The 17,724-nt window shown below is 41.1% G+C and carries 13 protein-coding genes; 5 read left to right on the forward strand and 8 right to left on the reverse strand.

Annotation, left to right across the window (positions count from 1 at the left end; translation table 11 throughout):
- Positions 1-37: 37 nt before the first annotated feature.
- The gene (locus ABJK37_RS22710; protein ID WP_348358580.1) at positions 38-1,921 is read right to left on the reverse strand and encodes a class I SAM-dependent methyltransferase; all 1,884 of its coding nucleotides are present in this window, start codon (positions 1,919-1,921) and stop codon (positions 38-40) included.
- A 785-nt stretch (positions 1,922-2,706) separates the two neighbouring features.
- Here ABJK37_RS22710 and ABJK37_RS22715 point away from each other — a divergent pair.
- Positions 2,707-3,510 (forward strand): restriction endonuclease, encoded by an 804-nt coding sequence (locus tag ABJK37_RS22715; protein WP_348358581.1) that lies wholly within the window; start codon positions 2,707-2,709, stop codon positions 3,508-3,510.
- Positions 3,511-3,690: 180 nt separating this feature from the next.
- Here the strand turns inward: ABJK37_RS22715 and ABJK37_RS22720 are convergent, their stop codons facing one another.
- Positions 3,691-4,404, reverse strand: coding sequence for an NYN domain-containing protein (locus tag ABJK37_RS22720; protein WP_348358583.1), 714 nt, complete (start codon positions 4,402-4,404; stop codon positions 3,691-3,693).
- 496 nt (positions 4,405-4,900) lie between these two features.
- Here ABJK37_RS22720 and ABJK37_RS22725 point away from each other — a divergent pair, with 496 nt between their 5' ends.
- Together ABJK37_RS22725 and ABJK37_RS22730 are read left to right on the forward strand one after the other, a co-directional pair.
- Positions 4,901-5,854, forward strand: a complete 954-nt coding sequence (locus ABJK37_RS22725) for a hypothetical protein (RefSeq protein ID WP_348358585.1) — start codon at positions 4,901-4,903, stop codon at positions 5,852-5,854.
- Positions 5,855-5,864: 10 nt separating this feature from the next.
- Positions 5,865-7,445: a S8 family serine peptidase gene (locus tag ABJK37_RS22730; RefSeq protein ID WP_348358587.1), complete on the forward strand. Its 1,581-nt coding sequence runs from the start codon at positions 5,865-5,867 to the stop codon at positions 7,443-7,445.
- Positions 7,446-8,397: 952 nt separating this feature from the next.
- Here ABJK37_RS22730 and ABJK37_RS22735 read toward each other — a convergent pair.
- From ABJK37_RS22735 to ABJK37_RS22750, 4 genes are all read right to left on the reverse strand, one after another.
- Entirely contained in the window at positions 8,398-10,557 is a 2,160-nt protein-coding gene (locus ABJK37_RS22735) for a molybdopterin cofactor-binding domain-containing protein (protein ID WP_348358589.1), read from the reverse strand.
- Positions 10,554-11,015 carry a (2Fe-2S)-binding protein gene (locus ABJK37_RS22740; protein WP_348358591.1) on the reverse strand — a complete coding sequence of 154 codons (462 nt, stop codon included), beginning with the start codon at positions 11,013-11,015 and terminating at the stop codon, positions 10,554-10,556. The genes ABJK37_RS22735 and ABJK37_RS22740 overlap by 4 nt, the downstream gene beginning before the upstream one ends.
- Before the next feature lie 410 nt (positions 11,016-11,425).
- Positions 11,426-12,310, reverse strand: a complete 885-nt coding sequence (locus ABJK37_RS22745) for a hypothetical protein (RefSeq protein WP_348358593.1) — start codon at positions 12,308-12,310, stop codon at positions 11,426-11,428.
- 57 nt (positions 12,311-12,367) lie between these two features.
- Positions 12,368-13,618 carry an AAA family ATPase gene (locus ABJK37_RS22750; RefSeq protein ID WP_348358595.1) on the reverse strand — a complete coding sequence of 417 codons (1,251 nt, stop codon included), beginning with the start codon at positions 13,616-13,618 and terminating at the stop codon, positions 12,368-12,370.
- Between the two features lie 536 nt (positions 13,619-14,154).
- Between ABJK37_RS22750 and ABJK37_RS22755 the strand changes: the two genes are divergently transcribed.
- A complete protein-coding gene (locus ABJK37_RS22755; protein WP_348358597.1) occupies positions 14,155-15,090 on the forward strand; it encodes a WYL domain-containing protein in 936 nt (311 codons plus the stop codon).
- 9 nt (positions 15,091-15,099) lie between these two features.
- Here the strand turns inward: ABJK37_RS22755 and ABJK37_RS22760 are convergent, their stop codons facing one another.
- Together ABJK37_RS22760 and ABJK37_RS22765 are read right to left on the reverse strand one after the other, a co-directional pair.
- Positions 15,100-16,230, reverse strand: a complete 1,131-nt coding sequence (locus tag ABJK37_RS22760; protein WP_348358599.1) for an ADP-ribosylglycohydrolase family protein — start codon at positions 16,228-16,230, stop codon at positions 15,100-15,102.
- A gap of 51 nt (positions 16,231-16,281) precedes the next feature.
- Positions 16,282-17,067: a hypothetical protein gene (locus ABJK37_RS22765; protein ID WP_348358601.1), complete on the reverse strand. Its 786-nt coding sequence runs from the start codon at positions 17,065-17,067 to the stop codon at positions 16,282-16,284.
- A gap of 382 nt (positions 17,068-17,449) precedes the next feature.
- Between ABJK37_RS22765 and ABJK37_RS22770 the strand changes: the two genes are divergently transcribed.
- Entirely contained in the window at positions 17,450-17,707 is a 258-nt protein-coding gene (locus ABJK37_RS22770) for a hypothetical protein (protein WP_348358603.1), read from the forward strand.
- Positions 17,708-17,724: the final 17 nt, after the last annotated feature.

Below are 17,724 nucleotides of genomic sequence, written 5' to 3' on the forward strand. Positions count from 1 at the left end.
TTAAACTGACACATCGAACAACTCTAGTTTATCTAGGCTACCACTCCCTCAACTGCTGCATCTCTCTCAACCTACCTCTTTGTACCATCAGCGCTTCAAACAAGTCGTCGATTGATTCGTTGTTTGAGTTTAAGCCAGGTAAGGCGATGTTGGCCTCTGCGAAAAAGCGTTTGTTTTGCCATGGTTGGTGAGTGGCTTTTTGCTCTAATTCTGTTGAGGTATTTGCGTCAGCGGTATTAACTCGGCTGACTTGGTAGCCGGCTGTTTGTTCTTGTATTGCTAAGTTTGTATCACTTGGTTTCAGCCATGCTTGTTGCCACCAGTGTTGAATGCGTTCTTTGGCGTCTTTTAACTTTTGTTCTGTGGGTAGTCGGTCGCTTTTTTGGTTATTGATTTTGCAGTCGGTGGGTAATAGGTTCCATAGGTCGTTATTGGGCCAGCGGGCAAAGGGCATACTGTGGTCAATATCGTATTGTTTGTTTAGTGACTTAGCCGACCATACACATTGAGCTAGCTCGGGGGTTTGTTGTTTCACTTGTTCAAAGCGCGTGCGTACTTCAGTCGTGGTGCGTTTTGGCTCTAACCAGTTTAATGCTTGTTGCAAATAATACTGATTTTCTGCTGCAGCATAATGTTGATTGCCTGCATAACTGGCCATGGTTTTTACCCATTCGCTGACCAATACTGGCTCTATCCAACAGGCGTATCGGTTGAATGCTAACCATGTAGATTCTGGCAGTGAAAACTCGCCCCATTGTTCTAGAGTTTGCAGGTCTAGAAAAAGGCTGTCTTTGGCTTTGACATTTTTTTTGTCTACTTCAAATACCGCTTTGTCACTATTTGGCAAAGTGATGAAACGACAAGGCATGTCTTTAATGTTGGTCACTGCAGCCGAAATAGTTTTGTGTAAGGCGATGGCATCGTCGCCCACAAACAAGTTACCAATACGATAATCTGCCGCGGTGCGATGGGTTAACTTATGCCAACCGTCGGCTTTCATAAAGCCCATGTTCGGGCTTTTGTTGGGTGTTTGGTATAACTGGTGAGTATCGATTAATTCTTTATATTGATGACACCAATACAAGGCCACTAAACCAACAGGTAAAATCACCCTGTCACCGCTTGGGCTAGATTCTCGGCGTAATACTGCCCCTGGATGGCCGTCGGCAATGCGTAACAACACTCTTAATAACGCCAACTTGTGAGTGGCAGATTTGCCGTCGTTAATTGCCACATGGCGAATAAAGGGGAATGCACCTGTGCCGTCATCTGGCATTTGCAGCACAAGGGTTTGCCAATGCACCTCGTCACGGCCTAGTTTGTCTGTTTGGTTGGCTGTGACTAATGTTGAAAACAGCCCTAGGTTTTGCGCTAAAGCTTCAACTTCTTCCACACTCACATTGTACATACTGCGTTCTTGTTGCTCGCTTGCTGTCATACCAAACTTGAGAGAGATAACAATTTTGCCGCCAGGCTTAAGTAAATTAGCCAGTTTACGTAAGGCGCGGGTGCGCTGCGATGGTGGCACATGCATCCAAACGGCACTGAGTAGGATTAAGTCAAAGCTGATTTCTAGGCGGGTGATTTTGTCGAGAGACGGCAGAGAATCTTGCAGCCAATGCACTTCATGTGCGGCAGTGATTATCTGCCCAACTTTCATGAGTTCTTCTGCCGGTTCAACCGCGTAGATTTGGCAAGAGTTAGTTATGGTTTGGTCTGGGGTTTGAATGGCGGCTGCAAGTTCAGCGATACGTTTTACATCGCGCCCTACCCCAGCGCCAATATCTAAAATAGAAGCATTAGGCTTTTCTAGGATAGGAGTTAAATGCTGTGACCAAGTACTGTGTACCTCTTCAAAGGTAACAGACAAATATTGCTGCTTAATCTCATTCACTTGATTATTGTAATAGTCCGCAGACATTGTATTCCTTTTATTGCAACAGCAAACCCGTTAAACCAAGGCTATGCATAGGATTTACCCCTTTTTAAATTGAGGTATTCATCCACTTCTTTTAACACCATCCTAACAACTTTTGGGATAAAAGAAATACCAAAGTCATCTAGAGTCAAAGCCACTATTTTTTAAAAAACCTAAATAAAAAGCAATTCACCACAGAGGACACAGAGCGCTTCGCTGCACAGAGAAAAAAAATGATTGTTAAGACTAAATACCCTTAACAATTAAGTACGACTCCGCAAACATAAACTTTTTTGCTTTACCTCTGTGACCTCAGTGGTTCAAATTCTTTTGTTTTTATCTTGTCATTAGTCCCTGATTTGTCCAAAAACTAAATAAAAAGCAATTCACCACAGAGTTCACAGAGCGCTTCGCTGCACAGAGAAATACAAAATTATTGTTAAGACTAAATACCCTTAAGAATTAAGTACTACTTCTTACACATAAACTTTTTTGCTTTACCTCTGTGCTCTCTGTGTTCTCTGTGTTCTCTGTGGTTCAAATCTTTTTTGCTTTTATCTTTTCACTTGCCACTGCTCTTAATGTTTTATGGATCCCGGCCTAAAAGCACAACAGAAGACCTGCGGGATAAGGTTCGTTGAAAATCAGCGTAGCTAATGCTTTTAAGCTCCGAAATTACGTGACCCACCCCAAAATATAAAATCCAATAACTAGTTATCAAACAGCACATTGATCAACTTTGATTCACGGGTATATTTAATCCCTAATTTAAAAATCACGGATTGATCATGAGTCGTAAAAAATATTCACTTCTACTAGAGCTTTCTTATTTACCTTGGTGGGTAAGTGTCATCATAAGTATCTGTGTGTATGCTGCGCTTAAGTTTGTGCTCCCTAATATGGATTTTAGCAATCTATACATATCATCGTTTGTGGCTGCTGCGCCAAACGTAGCTGAGTGGTTTGCTGGTCTATTTCTGGTCCCTGCCATTTTTTCCATATTTAACCACCAAAAACGTAAACAACTAATTAAAAAACAAAGCAGTATCGACACCCTTCGAGAAACCTCTTGGAGTGATTTTGAGGTACTGGTGGGAGAGGCTTTTCGTCGTAAGGGCTATGCGGTACAAGAAAACATGGTGGGTGGTGCCGATGGGGGTATCGACCTTACTCTACGCAAAGACGGAAAGTTGCATATAGTGCAATGCAAACAGTGGCGCAGATCTAAAGTAGGTGTGTCTATTGTGCGTGAAATGTTTGGTGTAATGACCGCATCGAACGCTGAACGTGTTCATGTTGTCAGTTCGGGGCATTTTACCAGTGATGCAATTAAGTTTGCACAAGGCCTGCCTATTGAGCTGATTAACGGCGATCAATTACTTGAATTAATTGCTGAGGTGCAAACCACTAAACCTTTGCAAGCTTCAGTTAAACCAATCGATAAGCCAATTGTTCAACCAACAATTACAACTACATGCCCAAAATGTGCTTCGCCTATGATAAAACGGATCGCAAAAAAAGGGGTAAACATAGGTAACGAATTTTTGGGTTGTAGTAGTTTTCCCAAATGCAGGCACATTGAACAACTCTAGTTTCTGCAGATTAAGAACCGCTATTTTTTACACAAAGCGCTAAAAGAAAATTGGCAAACGACTTTCACTAATAACCCAAAACGCTGTTATTAAGATGAGTAAAAATACACTAATCAAACATATAGTTACTCACCGCTGGCACTGCGCGTTATTTATTGGTCTTTTGGGGAATTGACTCAGTTATGTTCCTTTAACCTTACGCTTATCTCTAACCCAAGTGCCAGAACCATTTTTTTGTTTTACTTCAAACAAATCAATGGCTGCAAACAAATCACTTAATTTCTTAAAACCATAGTTGCGTTGATCGAAAGATGCATGGTTGGAAATATGTTTTCCTATTGTGCCCAAGTTAGCCCAGCCACAATCGTCTTCCGATGCTTCTATTGCTTGGCGTAGCATGTTGATTAATTTTGAGTCACATTTGATGCTGGGCTTTTGGTGTGGTACAGGTTTTTCATCGGGTTGTTCTTCGTCAAGATACAGAAACTTGGAGCAACTATTCACAAAGGCAGCAGGAGCTTTGCGTTCGCCAAAACCAATCACAAACTTACCATCGGCTAAGGCTCGGGTGACAAGAGGGGTAAAGTCGCAGTCTGACGAGACTAAACAAATTGAGTCTACATCTTTGGTGTAAAGGATATCCATGGCGTCAATCACTAGCGCTATGTCGGTGGCATTTTTACCTTTGGTTAAATCGAATTGTTGAATGGGTTGAATGGCGTATTCGTGAAGCACGTCTTCCCAAGGTTTGATGTTGGGGCTTTTCCAGTTTCCGTAAGCCTTGCGAATGTTCACCACGCCGTATCGTGCTAGTTCCGACAATATAGTGCCTATTTTTGCAGCAGGTGCATTGTCGGCATCTATAAAAAGTGCGATTTTTTCCTGTTCTTTCACAACCAAGTCCTTTTAATTTTTATCAGACGTAGCACAGATAATGGAAGTCCAGCGGCTAAAAATCAAATCCGAAAAATAACCAAGAGTATCATTGAGAATACGTATCTATTCTACTTACCGGACACCAGCTGATTCATTGCAAATGTTGTTTGTTGTGTGCCGACCATACACACACGGCTTTATTCCTAGCGTTTTATCAGTGTTTTTCTTTTTGCTTGGAACAATTTATTTGAAACCCAATTGGGGACCCATGTAATTAACACGCATACCTAAAACTGGTTGTGTCATTTCGTCATAACTACCACTGCCAATGAAACAAAAGTATTAAACCTCATACATAGGTATAGCGTTTGATCTGTCTTCTTCGTTTTTGGAATGTAACTATCAAACTCAACCCAAGCGACTGATTTATATAAATAAATTGTATAAAAATCAGTCAAAAGTTTTGCAACTTGCGATGACTTCTAAATTTTCATCAGCAACTTATGGACGAAAAATGAATAAAAACGTTACGACTGGTTTATTAGTATTATGGGGATTAGCTCTTAGTGCATGTGGCGGTGGCGGTTCTGGCAGTACAACCGCTAACTCAACTACCCCAGTTACACCGCAACCCGTTGCAACATTATCCATCGAGGTCGCTGAGTTGGCAGTAAGCATGGCTGATACAGAGCAAAAAGTCGTGCCTGTCACTGTTACATACACCGGCACTAAAACCTTAACTGCCGAATTAAGCGATGTAAATATTGAAGGACTGAGCAAGTCTCAATCCCCAAACGAGGGGAATTTTGAACTGACGTTTGCGGCGGGTGATCTGCTCGGTAAAATTGAAGAAACGGCTGAAGTAACGGTTACTGTTACAGACGGCACTTTAACAGACAGTGCCACTTTAACCATTAGCTTATCTAACACATCACTTTTGCAGCTTATGGACAAAACATCTGCAAAATTCGATGCCTTAGATACCTTTGATGTGAGTGATGAATTATCCAATATCACTGCCTATGTGGCCGACAAAGCCTACCTTTATGGCAGATTGACCCATGACGAAAAAGGCCCATGGCTGACAGACATGCATTCACTTGTCAGTACAATTCAATCCACAGTCGCTAGTCAAACCAAAGACTTACTCGCTGCCGTACTTAACCAGCGCAATGAGTTAACCGAAACCGATGCCATTAGCCTAATCAATCAAGCAAACGACGTATTAAGCGCTGCAGGCTCAGAATTTGATCAGCTGTCGGAACAAATCAACGCCTTAGATGTGCCTAACCTCACCCCACTCGAAACCTTTGTTATCAGCCAATACAACGGGCAGTTTTCTCTTTTTTACGGCAATAACGCCTATGGCTCCGAAACCAACAACCAATGGCTGTTTGCTGAAAAGTGGTTGCTATTAAACACGTTATTACCTTTTAACACTCAATCTTGCCCTACTAATAATGCATAAGGAAAATGCCATGAAATATAGTCTAATTGCCTTATTAATGATTTTACCAAGTACACCTTATGCGCAAGAAAAGGAACCCATGCTTAAAACCCAAAATATCGGGAAGTTTGAAAAAGAGGTAGTAGTAGGCACGCCACAAAAACGCCCCAAACTTTATTCTGGTATTACGGATATGTCGCCTTACTTAGATAAACATACCGCTAAAAATGGATATAGCGTTAGTTCAGGTGGCAATTATAATTACGTGCCTAGCGACCCATATTTTGATCAACAAGTTTACTGGCAGCCCTCCGATGAACAATTTTTGGCCTATAACAACATTTTACCTAGTGTCCAAACACTGGCTCCCAAACGCCGCCCAGTAATAGGCATTATTGATAGTGGTTTTTATCAACATCCAGACCTCGATTATATGGATGGTTACAATATGGCAAGCTTTGGGACGGCAAACGAGCGAAGAGAGTATTTTTATATAGACGAAAAATTTAACACTTCGCCTGAAGAGCGCAGAATAAATTGTAGTGCTCATGGCACAGGTGTAGCAGGGGTTGTAGTTGCATTAAGGGATAATGCTATTGGTGTTGCAGGAATTGTAGATGCCGATCTTTTAGCGACGCGCTCTCTAAACTGCGGCGGCGGCATACTAAGTGACTCATCAGATGCAGTATTGTGGCAAATAGGTGAACAAGTTGACGACATACGTAAGCCCGTATCTACAGCAGATGTAATTAACTTAAGTTTAGGGGGAGCAGTAGATCATTGCCCCACTTTCATGCAAGACGCGATTGACGCAGCCAACAACAAAAATGTACCTATAGTAGTCGCAATTGGTAATCAGCAAATTGACGCTAGCGGATTTACTCCAAGCAATTGTAAAGGTGTAATCAACGTTGCCGCAGCGACTAAAGAAGGTGACCTCTTTCAATCGAGTAACTTTGGTAAACAAATAGATATTGTAGCGTTTGGAGACGGTGTGGCATCTATGACTGTTGATCCTGAAGTAACTGGTTGGTGGGAAGAATCAAGTTTCGCAACCCCCATAGTCACAGGTGTAATCGCTAACGCTGTATCTGAGCTAGGCAAACTAACCAATGCCGAAATTAAGTTTTTTCTAAGTGCAACCGCCACTCCCTTTGCCCCTGGTCAATGTGACGATAGCAATCGATGTGGTGCGGGTATCATGGACGCCAATGCTTTTCATAGCGCGATACGAGACTATAAAAAAGGCACAACCGTTATCTTACAGCCGGCTTTATCTAATACCGAGTTTTGTGACAAAGACTTATACGCCACCAACGACAACGAACTGGCCAGACTGTGCGAAACCTACGAATTAGTTTTACCCCAGCACCAAAGCAACCGCTCCGACATACGCTTTGAAATCTTGGCCTTCGACAAAAGCGAAAACATGGCGCACGCTAACGGCGAATTAGTTGCAACCTCAACCTCTGCGCGCATGCTCCTGAGCACTTTGGATATGAGCAGCAATGATTACGGAGTAAGAATGTGCAACTCAGAACGCTGCTTTGGTGATACCGCGATAAAAATTGGCGATAATTCAGATGAATTGCCGGCTATTTGTAAGCAATAACACATAGCGTTTTTAATACTTGAAACTGCAAGAGATACCTGGAGGCGCAGCAGCTAAAAAACAGCCAAGATAAAAAAGTATATTTTTAAGCAAGGAAGCTGAGCTACAGCAGCTAATTAATATCTGGGATAACACGCTACAAGACGAGCCTCATCTAACCGTGTTACTTAAAAACTCTAACGTCAATTAGCCGTTAGCTCTCACTAAGAACAGGTATTCATTCTAGTTATCAAGGGTCACCTGATACTTTTCAAGTAGCTTTTGTTGTGGTGCGCCTTGCATGGCCACACGGCCTTGATCCCAGATTTTGATTAGTTGTTTTCTTTTTTCAGAAGAGAGCTTTTTTGAAAAGATGGGCATTTCAATCAATGGTTTTCTAGACCTGACTTTACGAACAACCAAGAATATTCAGACTATTGTTATAGCCAACTGCTACAACCCTTTGTGAATTTTTTCCTCAAACAACCGGATTACCGTATGTAAGTCTCGTTCATTATTCATTCTTGATTCATCAACGGAATCAAGAAAGAAATAAGCTTTCTGGCCTCCTGATAACCATTCACTAAATAAGTCTATATCGCCAATTTTGAAGCTATTTCAAAATTATGATTTAAATCTTCCCGCCTTAAGAGAAAATCCAATAACCAGTTACCAAACGGCACATAGAACAACTTTGATTTACGGGTATATTTACCCCTTAAGTTTGTGTTCCCTATTTTGGCACGTGAAAACCCAATCTTGCTAGCGTAGCCACTGTTGGGGAAACATGGCTTGGATGTTTGGTAGTTTGTTTTTACTTCCGGCCGTTACTGCTTCTTTTATAAACACGTTGTTCCAATCTGGCAAAAAATATCTGTGGAAATACTCCAACAAAACCAAAATCACATGAACATTCATAGTAACAATAGGCAGAGACCTGCAAACTCAGGGATATGACCTAACTCAACTCGCGTTAACTATTTAGCACCTGTAACACGCGCTCAGGTGTAAACGGCATATCGTTCAAATACTTACCGGTAAGTGCGGCAAACGCCGAGGCAATGGCGCCACCGGTTGCTGGCAACCCCGTTTCACCTAAACCGTGAAGAACCTCCTCGGAATAAATAAAATCAACATCGATAGATTCAGGCATTTCAGACATACGCAAAATGGGATAGTCCGTATAATTTGATTGGACAACTTTGCCTGCGCTAAAGTCAACTTGTTCCTTTAACGCTAAAGAGATACCCATGATCACCGCTCCCTTTATTTGCCTTATGGCGTTTTTAGGTTGAACCACAACTCCACCATCACAGGCACACCAATATTTATGTACTCGAATCACCCCCGTGTCACGATTCAAAGATATCTGAGCCACGCCGCAGGTATAGGCATCTCGGTCGGCAAAAGCGATGCCCATGGCTGTGCCCTCTTTGGGTATTGGATCATAAGCAGACATTTCTACTGCACGTTCTAATACCTTTCTGGCGCGAGCATTGCCCTGCATCATAGCCAAACGATATTGATAAGGGTCCTTATTTTGCGAGCGCGCTATTTGATCAATGAAGGTTTCTATTGCAAATTTGTTGGTGCCATGACCCACTGAACGAAAATGCTTGGTTCTAATGCCGTGGTCTAGCTCTTTGCGTAAAAGCCGAACATGAGGAATATCGTAGTGGGATATTTCTGCACCTCTACTCGACATATTCCCACCGGGCCCAACTGCGGTTTGTTGCCAAGCGGTTATCCGACCTTGTTTATCAATGCCTGCCTTAAAAAAGTTTCTGAGCTGAGGCCTGAATGCACCGTAAGCCAAATCGTCTTCACGGGTCCAGATTAACTTTACCGGTAATCCCGGCACGCTGGCAGCAAGTTCAGCACATTCGGCAACATAATCCGACAAGGATCTGCGTCCAAATCCTCCGCCCAAGTAAAGCAGATTCATAGCCACATTATTGACTTCAAGGCCTAATTTTTCGGCCACTGCCTTTTGTGCTCTATCTGGCGCTTGGCTTCCAACCCACACCTCTGCACTTTTTTTATTAGTAGAGAAAAATACTACCGCATTAAGTGGTTCCATTTGGCCGTGGTAAACGTATTTATTGGTGGTGCTTGCTTCAATAATGCTGTTGGCCATTTGAAACGCCGTTTGCACATCTCCTTGTTGCCTTATTTCTTGGGCTCCATCTGGTGTATATTTGGCCAAATCTTCCACACTGTTATGGGAGTCTGACAAAGTGCTCCCCCATTCAATTTGCATCTGACCTTTGGCTTGCAAACCCGATTCGATAGACGTCGCTAACACCCCTATGCCATGCGCCAATTCAACGACAGATTTCACCCCTTCAATTGCAAGAATGGCCTGCTTATTAGTCAACTTGGGTTTAGCACCATGGGCCGCAGAGCGATTGATAAAGCCAAACAACATTCCAGGGAGCTGGACATCGATAGCGTATTGCGCTGTGCCATTGGTTTTTTCTGGAATATCCTGGCGAGGTATATCTTTGCCAATGAGTCTGAATTCTTTGGGATCCTTGAGTTGCAAAGTATCGACGCTGGGTAAAATATCAAAGTTCCCGAACTTGGCGACCTCAGCAAAAGACATTTTACGATTCGACTTTTCATGTAAAACTTCGCCGGGTTGGGTGATCACCTCAGATACATGCACTTGCCATTTATTGGCCGCATTTTGGCGTATGGCCATACGGATTTGTGCGCCCGTTTCTCTCATTAATTGATAATAGTGTCTAATTGACCGACTGCCCGCGGTCGTCATGTGTTTGTCTCTGCCGGGCGACCAACCCAAACCATAGACCTCAGCATCTACTGGGCTTTGGAGCACCCGCACTTGACTCCAATCGGCATCCATTTCCTCAGCCAAAATCAACGGTACCGATGTCATCGACCCCTGTCCCATTTCAGCTGAGGGGGTATAAATAATCATTTGGCCGTCATACAGCAATCGCACCCACACCCCCACTTCTTTTTCGACCCACTCCACATCGCCTGACATTTGTGCATTTTGCTGCGTGCAGCCTGGGAATAAACACGCTCCAAACAGTGCAATCGTTACGCCGCCGGTGGTTGCTAGAAACTGTCGGCGGCTAATCTGTGACTGCTGCTTGTCTATCATGACCGACCCGCCTGCACGATGTTTTTAATTGCTTTGAGGATTTGCGGATAAGCGCCACAACGACATAAAACGCTATCCATATGGCTGACAATCTCAGCATCGGTGGGTGTAGGATTTTCATTAAGAAGAGAGGCTGCTTGCATGACCTGCCCCGAAAAACAATAGCCGCATTGCGGTGCCTGCTCCCGTTGGAAGGCTAGTTGAATCGCGTGGTCGTTGTTTTTTGAAAGCCCTTCAATGGTGGTCACTTCACGGCCTTCAACAACAGACAAAGGCAGGCTACATGAAAGAACGGGTTTCCCATCGAGATGGACTGTACACACACCGCACGCGGAAACCCCACAACTATACTTGGTACCAGTAAGCTGCAAGCGTTCACGAAGGGTCCAGAGAAGCGTAGCCTCTTGCGGGGCATCCACTGATATCTTCACTCCGTTCAAAATGAAATTGGTTTTCATAAAAGGTATGAATTAGTTAATTTCCACTTTTGAAGAATAACTGTCCTGTTTTCTGAAGTAAACTACTGCTTGGGATATGAAGAACTGTGAGCTTCAGGTCCGTTGAAAAGTACAATTCATTTGAAATAGCATACTGTGTTTTCAAATATCCAGACAAAACTGCACGCTAGTAATTAACCACCAAATATATAGAAATGCCTAAACCAAAGGAGGCCGTGAAAGTTGTTTTCTGAATTGCTTATACGTTATAGGTAGTTGTTACCATTGACTGAAGTGCTCGCCATATAGCACGCTCTCTGAGTCTGTATTGTGACTAAGTAAAGGTAACAATAACGCTCAAGAAATCCCTGTATAACTGTTACAAGTGTAGTGTACGTTACCAAAACATCATTGCGGTATACCTAACACTATTACTGAAAACAAAACTGCCAGTTATCATTTAAATTTATGTAAGCATCTACCTCAGCTGATAAATTCAGGAACTCCATGGTATTCTCTAAAATGTCTTCGTTATCTACATTGGCAATAAAAGGGATTTTTTTACCATTAAGAGATAACACACATAAGAAAGGTATGCGTAAATCGGTGTAGTGAACAACGTTTAGCTGCCGAGATTCTGGTAGATATTGCCCCAAATCAATGGAGTGACCTTCAGAGCGTACATTTAATAAATGTCTAAAGTAGGCTGATTGCGCAATGTTTAAAGTGCAATTGTCAGTTTCTGTCGGTACGAATCTGGGCTCAGTAAAGTCACTCTTAATATCATCCTCTAGCGCTAGACTAGTTCCTTCACGTATCTTGCCTCGAGTAATTGTACTCACGGGTAATGGGGGCCATATACTTCGACTGAGCGTATTCAACGTTTTATTGTAAGTATTAAACACTAACTCACGCTCTGCACTTGGGCTGTTTTGGTTAAGCACATTAAAACCGATATTAAATATACGCTTATCCGTTTTTAGAAATGACTTTAAGCTGATGTTAGTTTTTTGATTGAACAATTCGCAATAGGTTTGTATTTCAGAAAAATCCAATATTGCTGAGGCTATCATATTGAATTGATTGATAAGCTGCACTTTTTGACCATTTTTAGCTAAACATAATTTTTGAAGAAGCCGAGTCAACTCTAGGTTGATACCTCGATAGGGGGATTGCCATTGAAGCACACTCTTTCGGTTAGGTTTGGTTTCAGTCAGTTTCGCTAATTTATCAGAAAAATTTGCGTACATGCCTGAATAAACAATGCCTTGTTCACCGCTTTTCAAAAATCCAAAACACTCTGCTTGATTATTCATTGATTCTCCTAAGCTAAAACTACGAATAAATGCCCTACCGAATATGCCTTTTTGGTTTCAGTGCAAAACGCGCAGACACTCGGATACATCTGCTTGAGTGCTTTTTTCGAGTAAATTTAAATCAGCGAGCGTAACGGCAATTTGGGTAGCTGTGAGTGAGACCGCTAAAGAACGTTTATAAGCCTGACTAATTGCTCGGGTCAGTAAACGTTTTATATGCCGCAGGTTGGTATTCTGTAGCTTAGCAATGACAGTTTCATTTAGATTCTCTGAGAATATGTCTGACAACTCATTTTCAGCGACCAGACCTCGATAAATATTTTGAACTACCCGTGAGAATTGCTGACCTACCGGCAACTCTATTTGATAGTTATTCAAACGAGATTGAATATTTTCTGGTAAGCGCGAAAATTTATTGGTTGTAGAAATAAAAATTACACCAGAAAGATCAATCTCTAAATTGTAAAACTGGTCTTTGAAACGTTTTGCCTGATGAGGCTCTAATATATTGAGTAGCACTGGCAACAGAGTATGTTCAGACTCGCTACCTGTATATACAGAACACAAATCGTCCAATAATATAATCGGTTGGAAATTATTTGTTTGTTCAAACATAATTTTTGCCAATCGCCCGCAACTGGCATTTTTCCAATTTGGATTGAACCCACAAAGTTCAAATTTAGCCACCATAGAACTAATCGTCAAATCAAAGAAATCGACACCTAATATTGTTGCCAGTGCGCGCACAAAAGTGGTTTTACCAGCCCCTGGAGGACCATCAAGATTAAGTGATTGCACAGACAACTTTTTTGATGAAATAGATAACAACGTAATTCTATCTACTAGATCTTCAATAACTTGATTAAAGTTTGGAAAGTCAACACTCAAAGAGGCCACTTTTTGAGCCATTTCAACGGTGCACACCAATGCATTTTTATATGGGCTTATAGTCGCTAACTTATCCTCATTATTGAGGAATACATCATCGTTATTTGACCTGTTTTCTTTTACTAAACTTTTAAGTTTTTGCGGATCGACAATGGCTATTTTATTTGGGTCAAACTTATCGTTTTGGTAATCTATTTGACCATTATCTCGAACAGGCCCCAAGGCTTTCAGATCTTTTTTAACAGAATCATACACGGCTTCCTCGTTGTCTAAATCTAAAAGTTCATCGAATATTTCTGCAAAATCCTGATCAAACTGATCGGTGCTTAGCTTGCCCTGTTTCGGCTGATTTTTATTCAACAAAGGATCTTTACTAATTTCACGATGAAGATTGGTTTTCATAGTTTTCTTATTGCTCATAAAAATTCCTTAATCAAAAGTCATAGCTAGCCACTCTTTAGAAACGAATCTTAAGAGGGCATTTATGTCGTGTGTTAGGCAGGAGGGTAATCACCGTAAAACTAACCTGCTAAAAAGATCGCAATCGCACCTTTCACCATGCTGGCTGTTCGAGAATGGCAGCTATATTAACGAGGAAGTCGGAAAGAATATTTCCTTTAATGGAAAAATAATAATGACGAGTTGATGCTAGCAATACCGTAAAACTCTGCGAGGTATTACAAAAGGCTGCTCGCAAAACAAACCTCACAAAAAATTTGACATATCATCAATAATCTGATTCACACTTGACTTTTCTACTCAATTAGTGTAAGATGCTCGCCGTTGTCAATAGACACGTTATTTAACTAACTCACTTTTATTCACATGAAATAGCCCTTCGGGCGAAGAAATAAAACGGTAGCTATTTTGCTAATTAGTTTGGCTACTAACTTTCAATCCTAAAATAATTTTTCGTTTAATTGTTATCGATCATTTCATTACTTCGAGGTTTTTTTATGTGCTTATTTAGTCCATCTTTTGAGCTTGCTCGTTTCATTACCGCAACAACAATCAGTGATGCTATATCGGTAGAAGAGCTTTTTGAAAGGCTACCTATACCTCTTCGTGGTAACGGAACTCCCGAAAGCGAAAAGAGAAATCTTAGGAACCGTCTAAAGCCTCTTTTTGATGATGGCCACATATGTCGTGTTGAGGGAGGGCGCGCAGCGAGGTTTTATAAAACCCCCCACTTTAATACCCTACTGACGCAATTGAGTGCAATTGAGAAAGGCAGAGTCAATAAAGCTTCTTCAGAGCGCTTAAATGACTTTGAGTTACAGGAGAGGCTGATTGGATTAGGAGCCAATGTCGTTGACCGTTTAGACAATGGGCTAATGGAACGCGTCGGTATTATTAAAGATGCGATTCAGCATAAGCGTAAGTTAGTCTTCTCTTATGTTAAGAGTAAGCAAGGCAAGAGTGAGCGCATTGTAGAGCCCATAGGCATTATTAAAGACGGTAGACACACTGTCATGATCGCATTTAATAAGCATGGTTCAATTAGGGCTTACACCGTAATGAAGATGCTTGAGTTATTTAAAAAGCATGGCGAAAAGCATTTTCATCCTTTGTCTCAAAGTGACGCCATAGCTATTCTACAAAGTGGGATTGAGGAGCATTTTCTTAGCGAGCATAAAGAGCATATTGTTTTGGAGTTGTCTTCTAAAGCAGTGGATCTTTACCGCGAGGAAAGACCGCGTTTTTGTGAGGACTGGCAGTTTGAAAATACTGACTCTTCATTCCGTAAGGCTCGTGTAACCTTTAAGCGTCGTTTGAGTGTTAAATTTATAGAAGATTTAATGTCCCTTGGCCACCACGTTAACATCATAGGTTCAGAGCGTCTCATCAATGAGATCCGTGAAAACCAACTCGATTTTAGTCGAGTTGGTTGATCGGACTGACTAATACGTTAATTTTTCAGTTATTCCTTTCACCACTTCCTTCAGCTCTAGTTTTTCTAACAAATAATCTGGCATATCCTCTCCACCTCTCGCTGAAACAAAAATCGACGCAGCTAAACTACAAGTAGAATCAGAATCCCCAGAGTGACAGGCACCCATAACCAATAATTGTTCGAATGTTTCGGCATAAAGAGCACAGTGTAAAGCCATCGCCAATGCCTCATCAGCAAACCAACCCTGTCCATAAGCAGATACACATTTAGCACCATTGTAATAATCGTTATCAAGTAACTCGATTATGTGTTCGATATGACTCCTTTGAATATCAAAGCCACGCCTCAAAATATTCGCTAAGTTACTAATGATTAGCTCTTTGGTCATTGCCATGGAATACAGCAATGTGTTTGAACTTGGACCTCGTTGTAAATTAAAAAAGAGGATTGTAGCAATAGTCGCCGCTGTTAACTTCGCAATTGGATGGCCGTGAGTGATTTGCGCTACTTTGAACCCTAAATCAAAACTTGCCAACGCTTTTTGATGACAACTTAAAGAATGTAAACTTAACGGTTGAGCTGCATACACCATCGCTATCGGCAGGTTTTTAATGGTCACGCCAGAGCCTTTACTAAAATTGTATGCGCTATCTGAGGGATATTGCATATCTTTCAATGCGCTAAGACAAGTATCGCCAGGTTCGACTCGCTGGTTTAATTCGGGGAAAGAAACTAATCCTGTTTCGATATCAATTTCTTCACAAAAAATACTCGCTTCGCTTTGCGTATGGAGCCAACGCTGATATGCGCGAGCCACTTCACGGACTATGGTGTCGTTCATCAGTTGGTAATCATTAACGCTATGTTTGATAGTGTATTTAGAGTAAATAATGCCTTCTGCGGTAAATAGGTTTAATTGTGTGTCATCACTGCTTTTACCTAAAAAAGTTAATTCATCATCACCATTGTTTAGGTGAAAACCCGACTGCTTGATTTTTTGTTCACAAAAAAACTCCATAGGAAAACCAAATGCATCACCCATTGCTGCCGCTAACATTGCCCTCTCAAAAACCGCAAAAATGGAATTTGCAGCTTGTGAAATAGGTTTGTTGTTACTTTTTTTAGCTGTACTTTGCATAGTTACCTCACTAATTAGATGACCATATTTGAGCTCTTTACCCGAACTTACTCATTTGAAAATGAGATTGCCCAAATTGGACTTAGTCGCATTGTTTTGTAAAGAACAGTTCATCAGATTGCGAAAAGCCTCTTCTAAATAGTTATCAATGTTCGAAAAATCGTCGACAGGTAAACTAAGAACACCTATATAAGGCAGCATCCAAGTAGGCTCGAACTCTCGCTTGATAAAAAACTCGTTAAAAAGATTGGCGATTAATTGTTGTGAAAAGCTCTTAGGTGATTGTTGATTGATTTTTTGAGGCAATACAAAATATCGTTGAATGTCTTCTGAGCTATTTTTTTCAGCTGAATTGAGGCTATTTACCTCAAATAAAACGGTATTAATCACGGTTTCAATTTGAGGAGCATTCGACGAATAGCCAAAGATAAAAATCCACACTTCTTCATTGGCATTAGGATTGCTAAATACTTTTATGTGATGGTTTTTACATACTAGCTTAGCCACTTTTTGGATGGCTGTTTTTGCATGACCTTCTAACCTATGTTTAGCTCTAATGAACACCACACAATCTTCACCATAAAGGCTAATTGGCCAAGGTGCTTTACGAGCCAATTCAATTTCACCTAAATACTGTCCTATTAGCATCTCTAAAATTACTTTGTCATCAAAAGCATCAAGCCTCCCCGCATCATTAACTAGCTTTTTCATAAACTCAATACGGTGACTAGAAGCAACCTTAATCGGTTTACAAGGCGAACTAATGTCAACCAAAAATGAGTGGGATTTTGCACGTATTAGAATATTGTGGATCGCTTGGTTTATATCATGCTGCATACACACTCCAAGGTAGAATGAATTAGCCGAATACAAAATGTATTTCCACAATTCAGTAACTTGAATATATAGCCCTAGGCAGAATAAAACTTTCCGTTAGCTAAAACGCCTAAATCTCATAACTATTTTATTGATGGAAAGATCTATTCCGTCTGTGTCGGTATATTTACTGCCATCAATTTAGGTGAGTTTACTAACATGGCTTAACGTTTTTAGTCGTCAATTGTCGTTCACATATCACACAGTAATATTTGTTACATATGAAAAATAATCAGCCGTATCAAAACGAACGAACAACAAAATATTTACCATAATATCAACAAGTTACATTCACCCAAGTGTTAAATAATAAGATCCAAACAATGAAAAGAGGAATACGAATATGGCCGAACAAATATTTGCAGTATGGATTGTTTTCGTAGCAATAGCTGATTATTTTATAAATGATTGGATTACGGAGGTAAGTAGATACATTGGAAGTAAATTAATACTCGCAGAGTGGTACGATACAGGATTTATTTTCCTTAATCTGGCACGTACTATGGAATCATCTGGAGCCGCTTTTATTGTAGGACTTATCTTAACTCTGATGGCTTTCGCTTCAATGGATCCTGAAAGTTTTAGAGAGATTGATGAATAATATATAGCCACAAGCAG

The sequence above is a fragment of the Paraglaciecola sp. genome, from assembly GCF_039964565.1.
Taxonomy (GTDB): domain Bacteria; phylum Pseudomonadota; class Gammaproteobacteria; order Enterobacterales; family Alteromonadaceae; genus Paraglaciecola.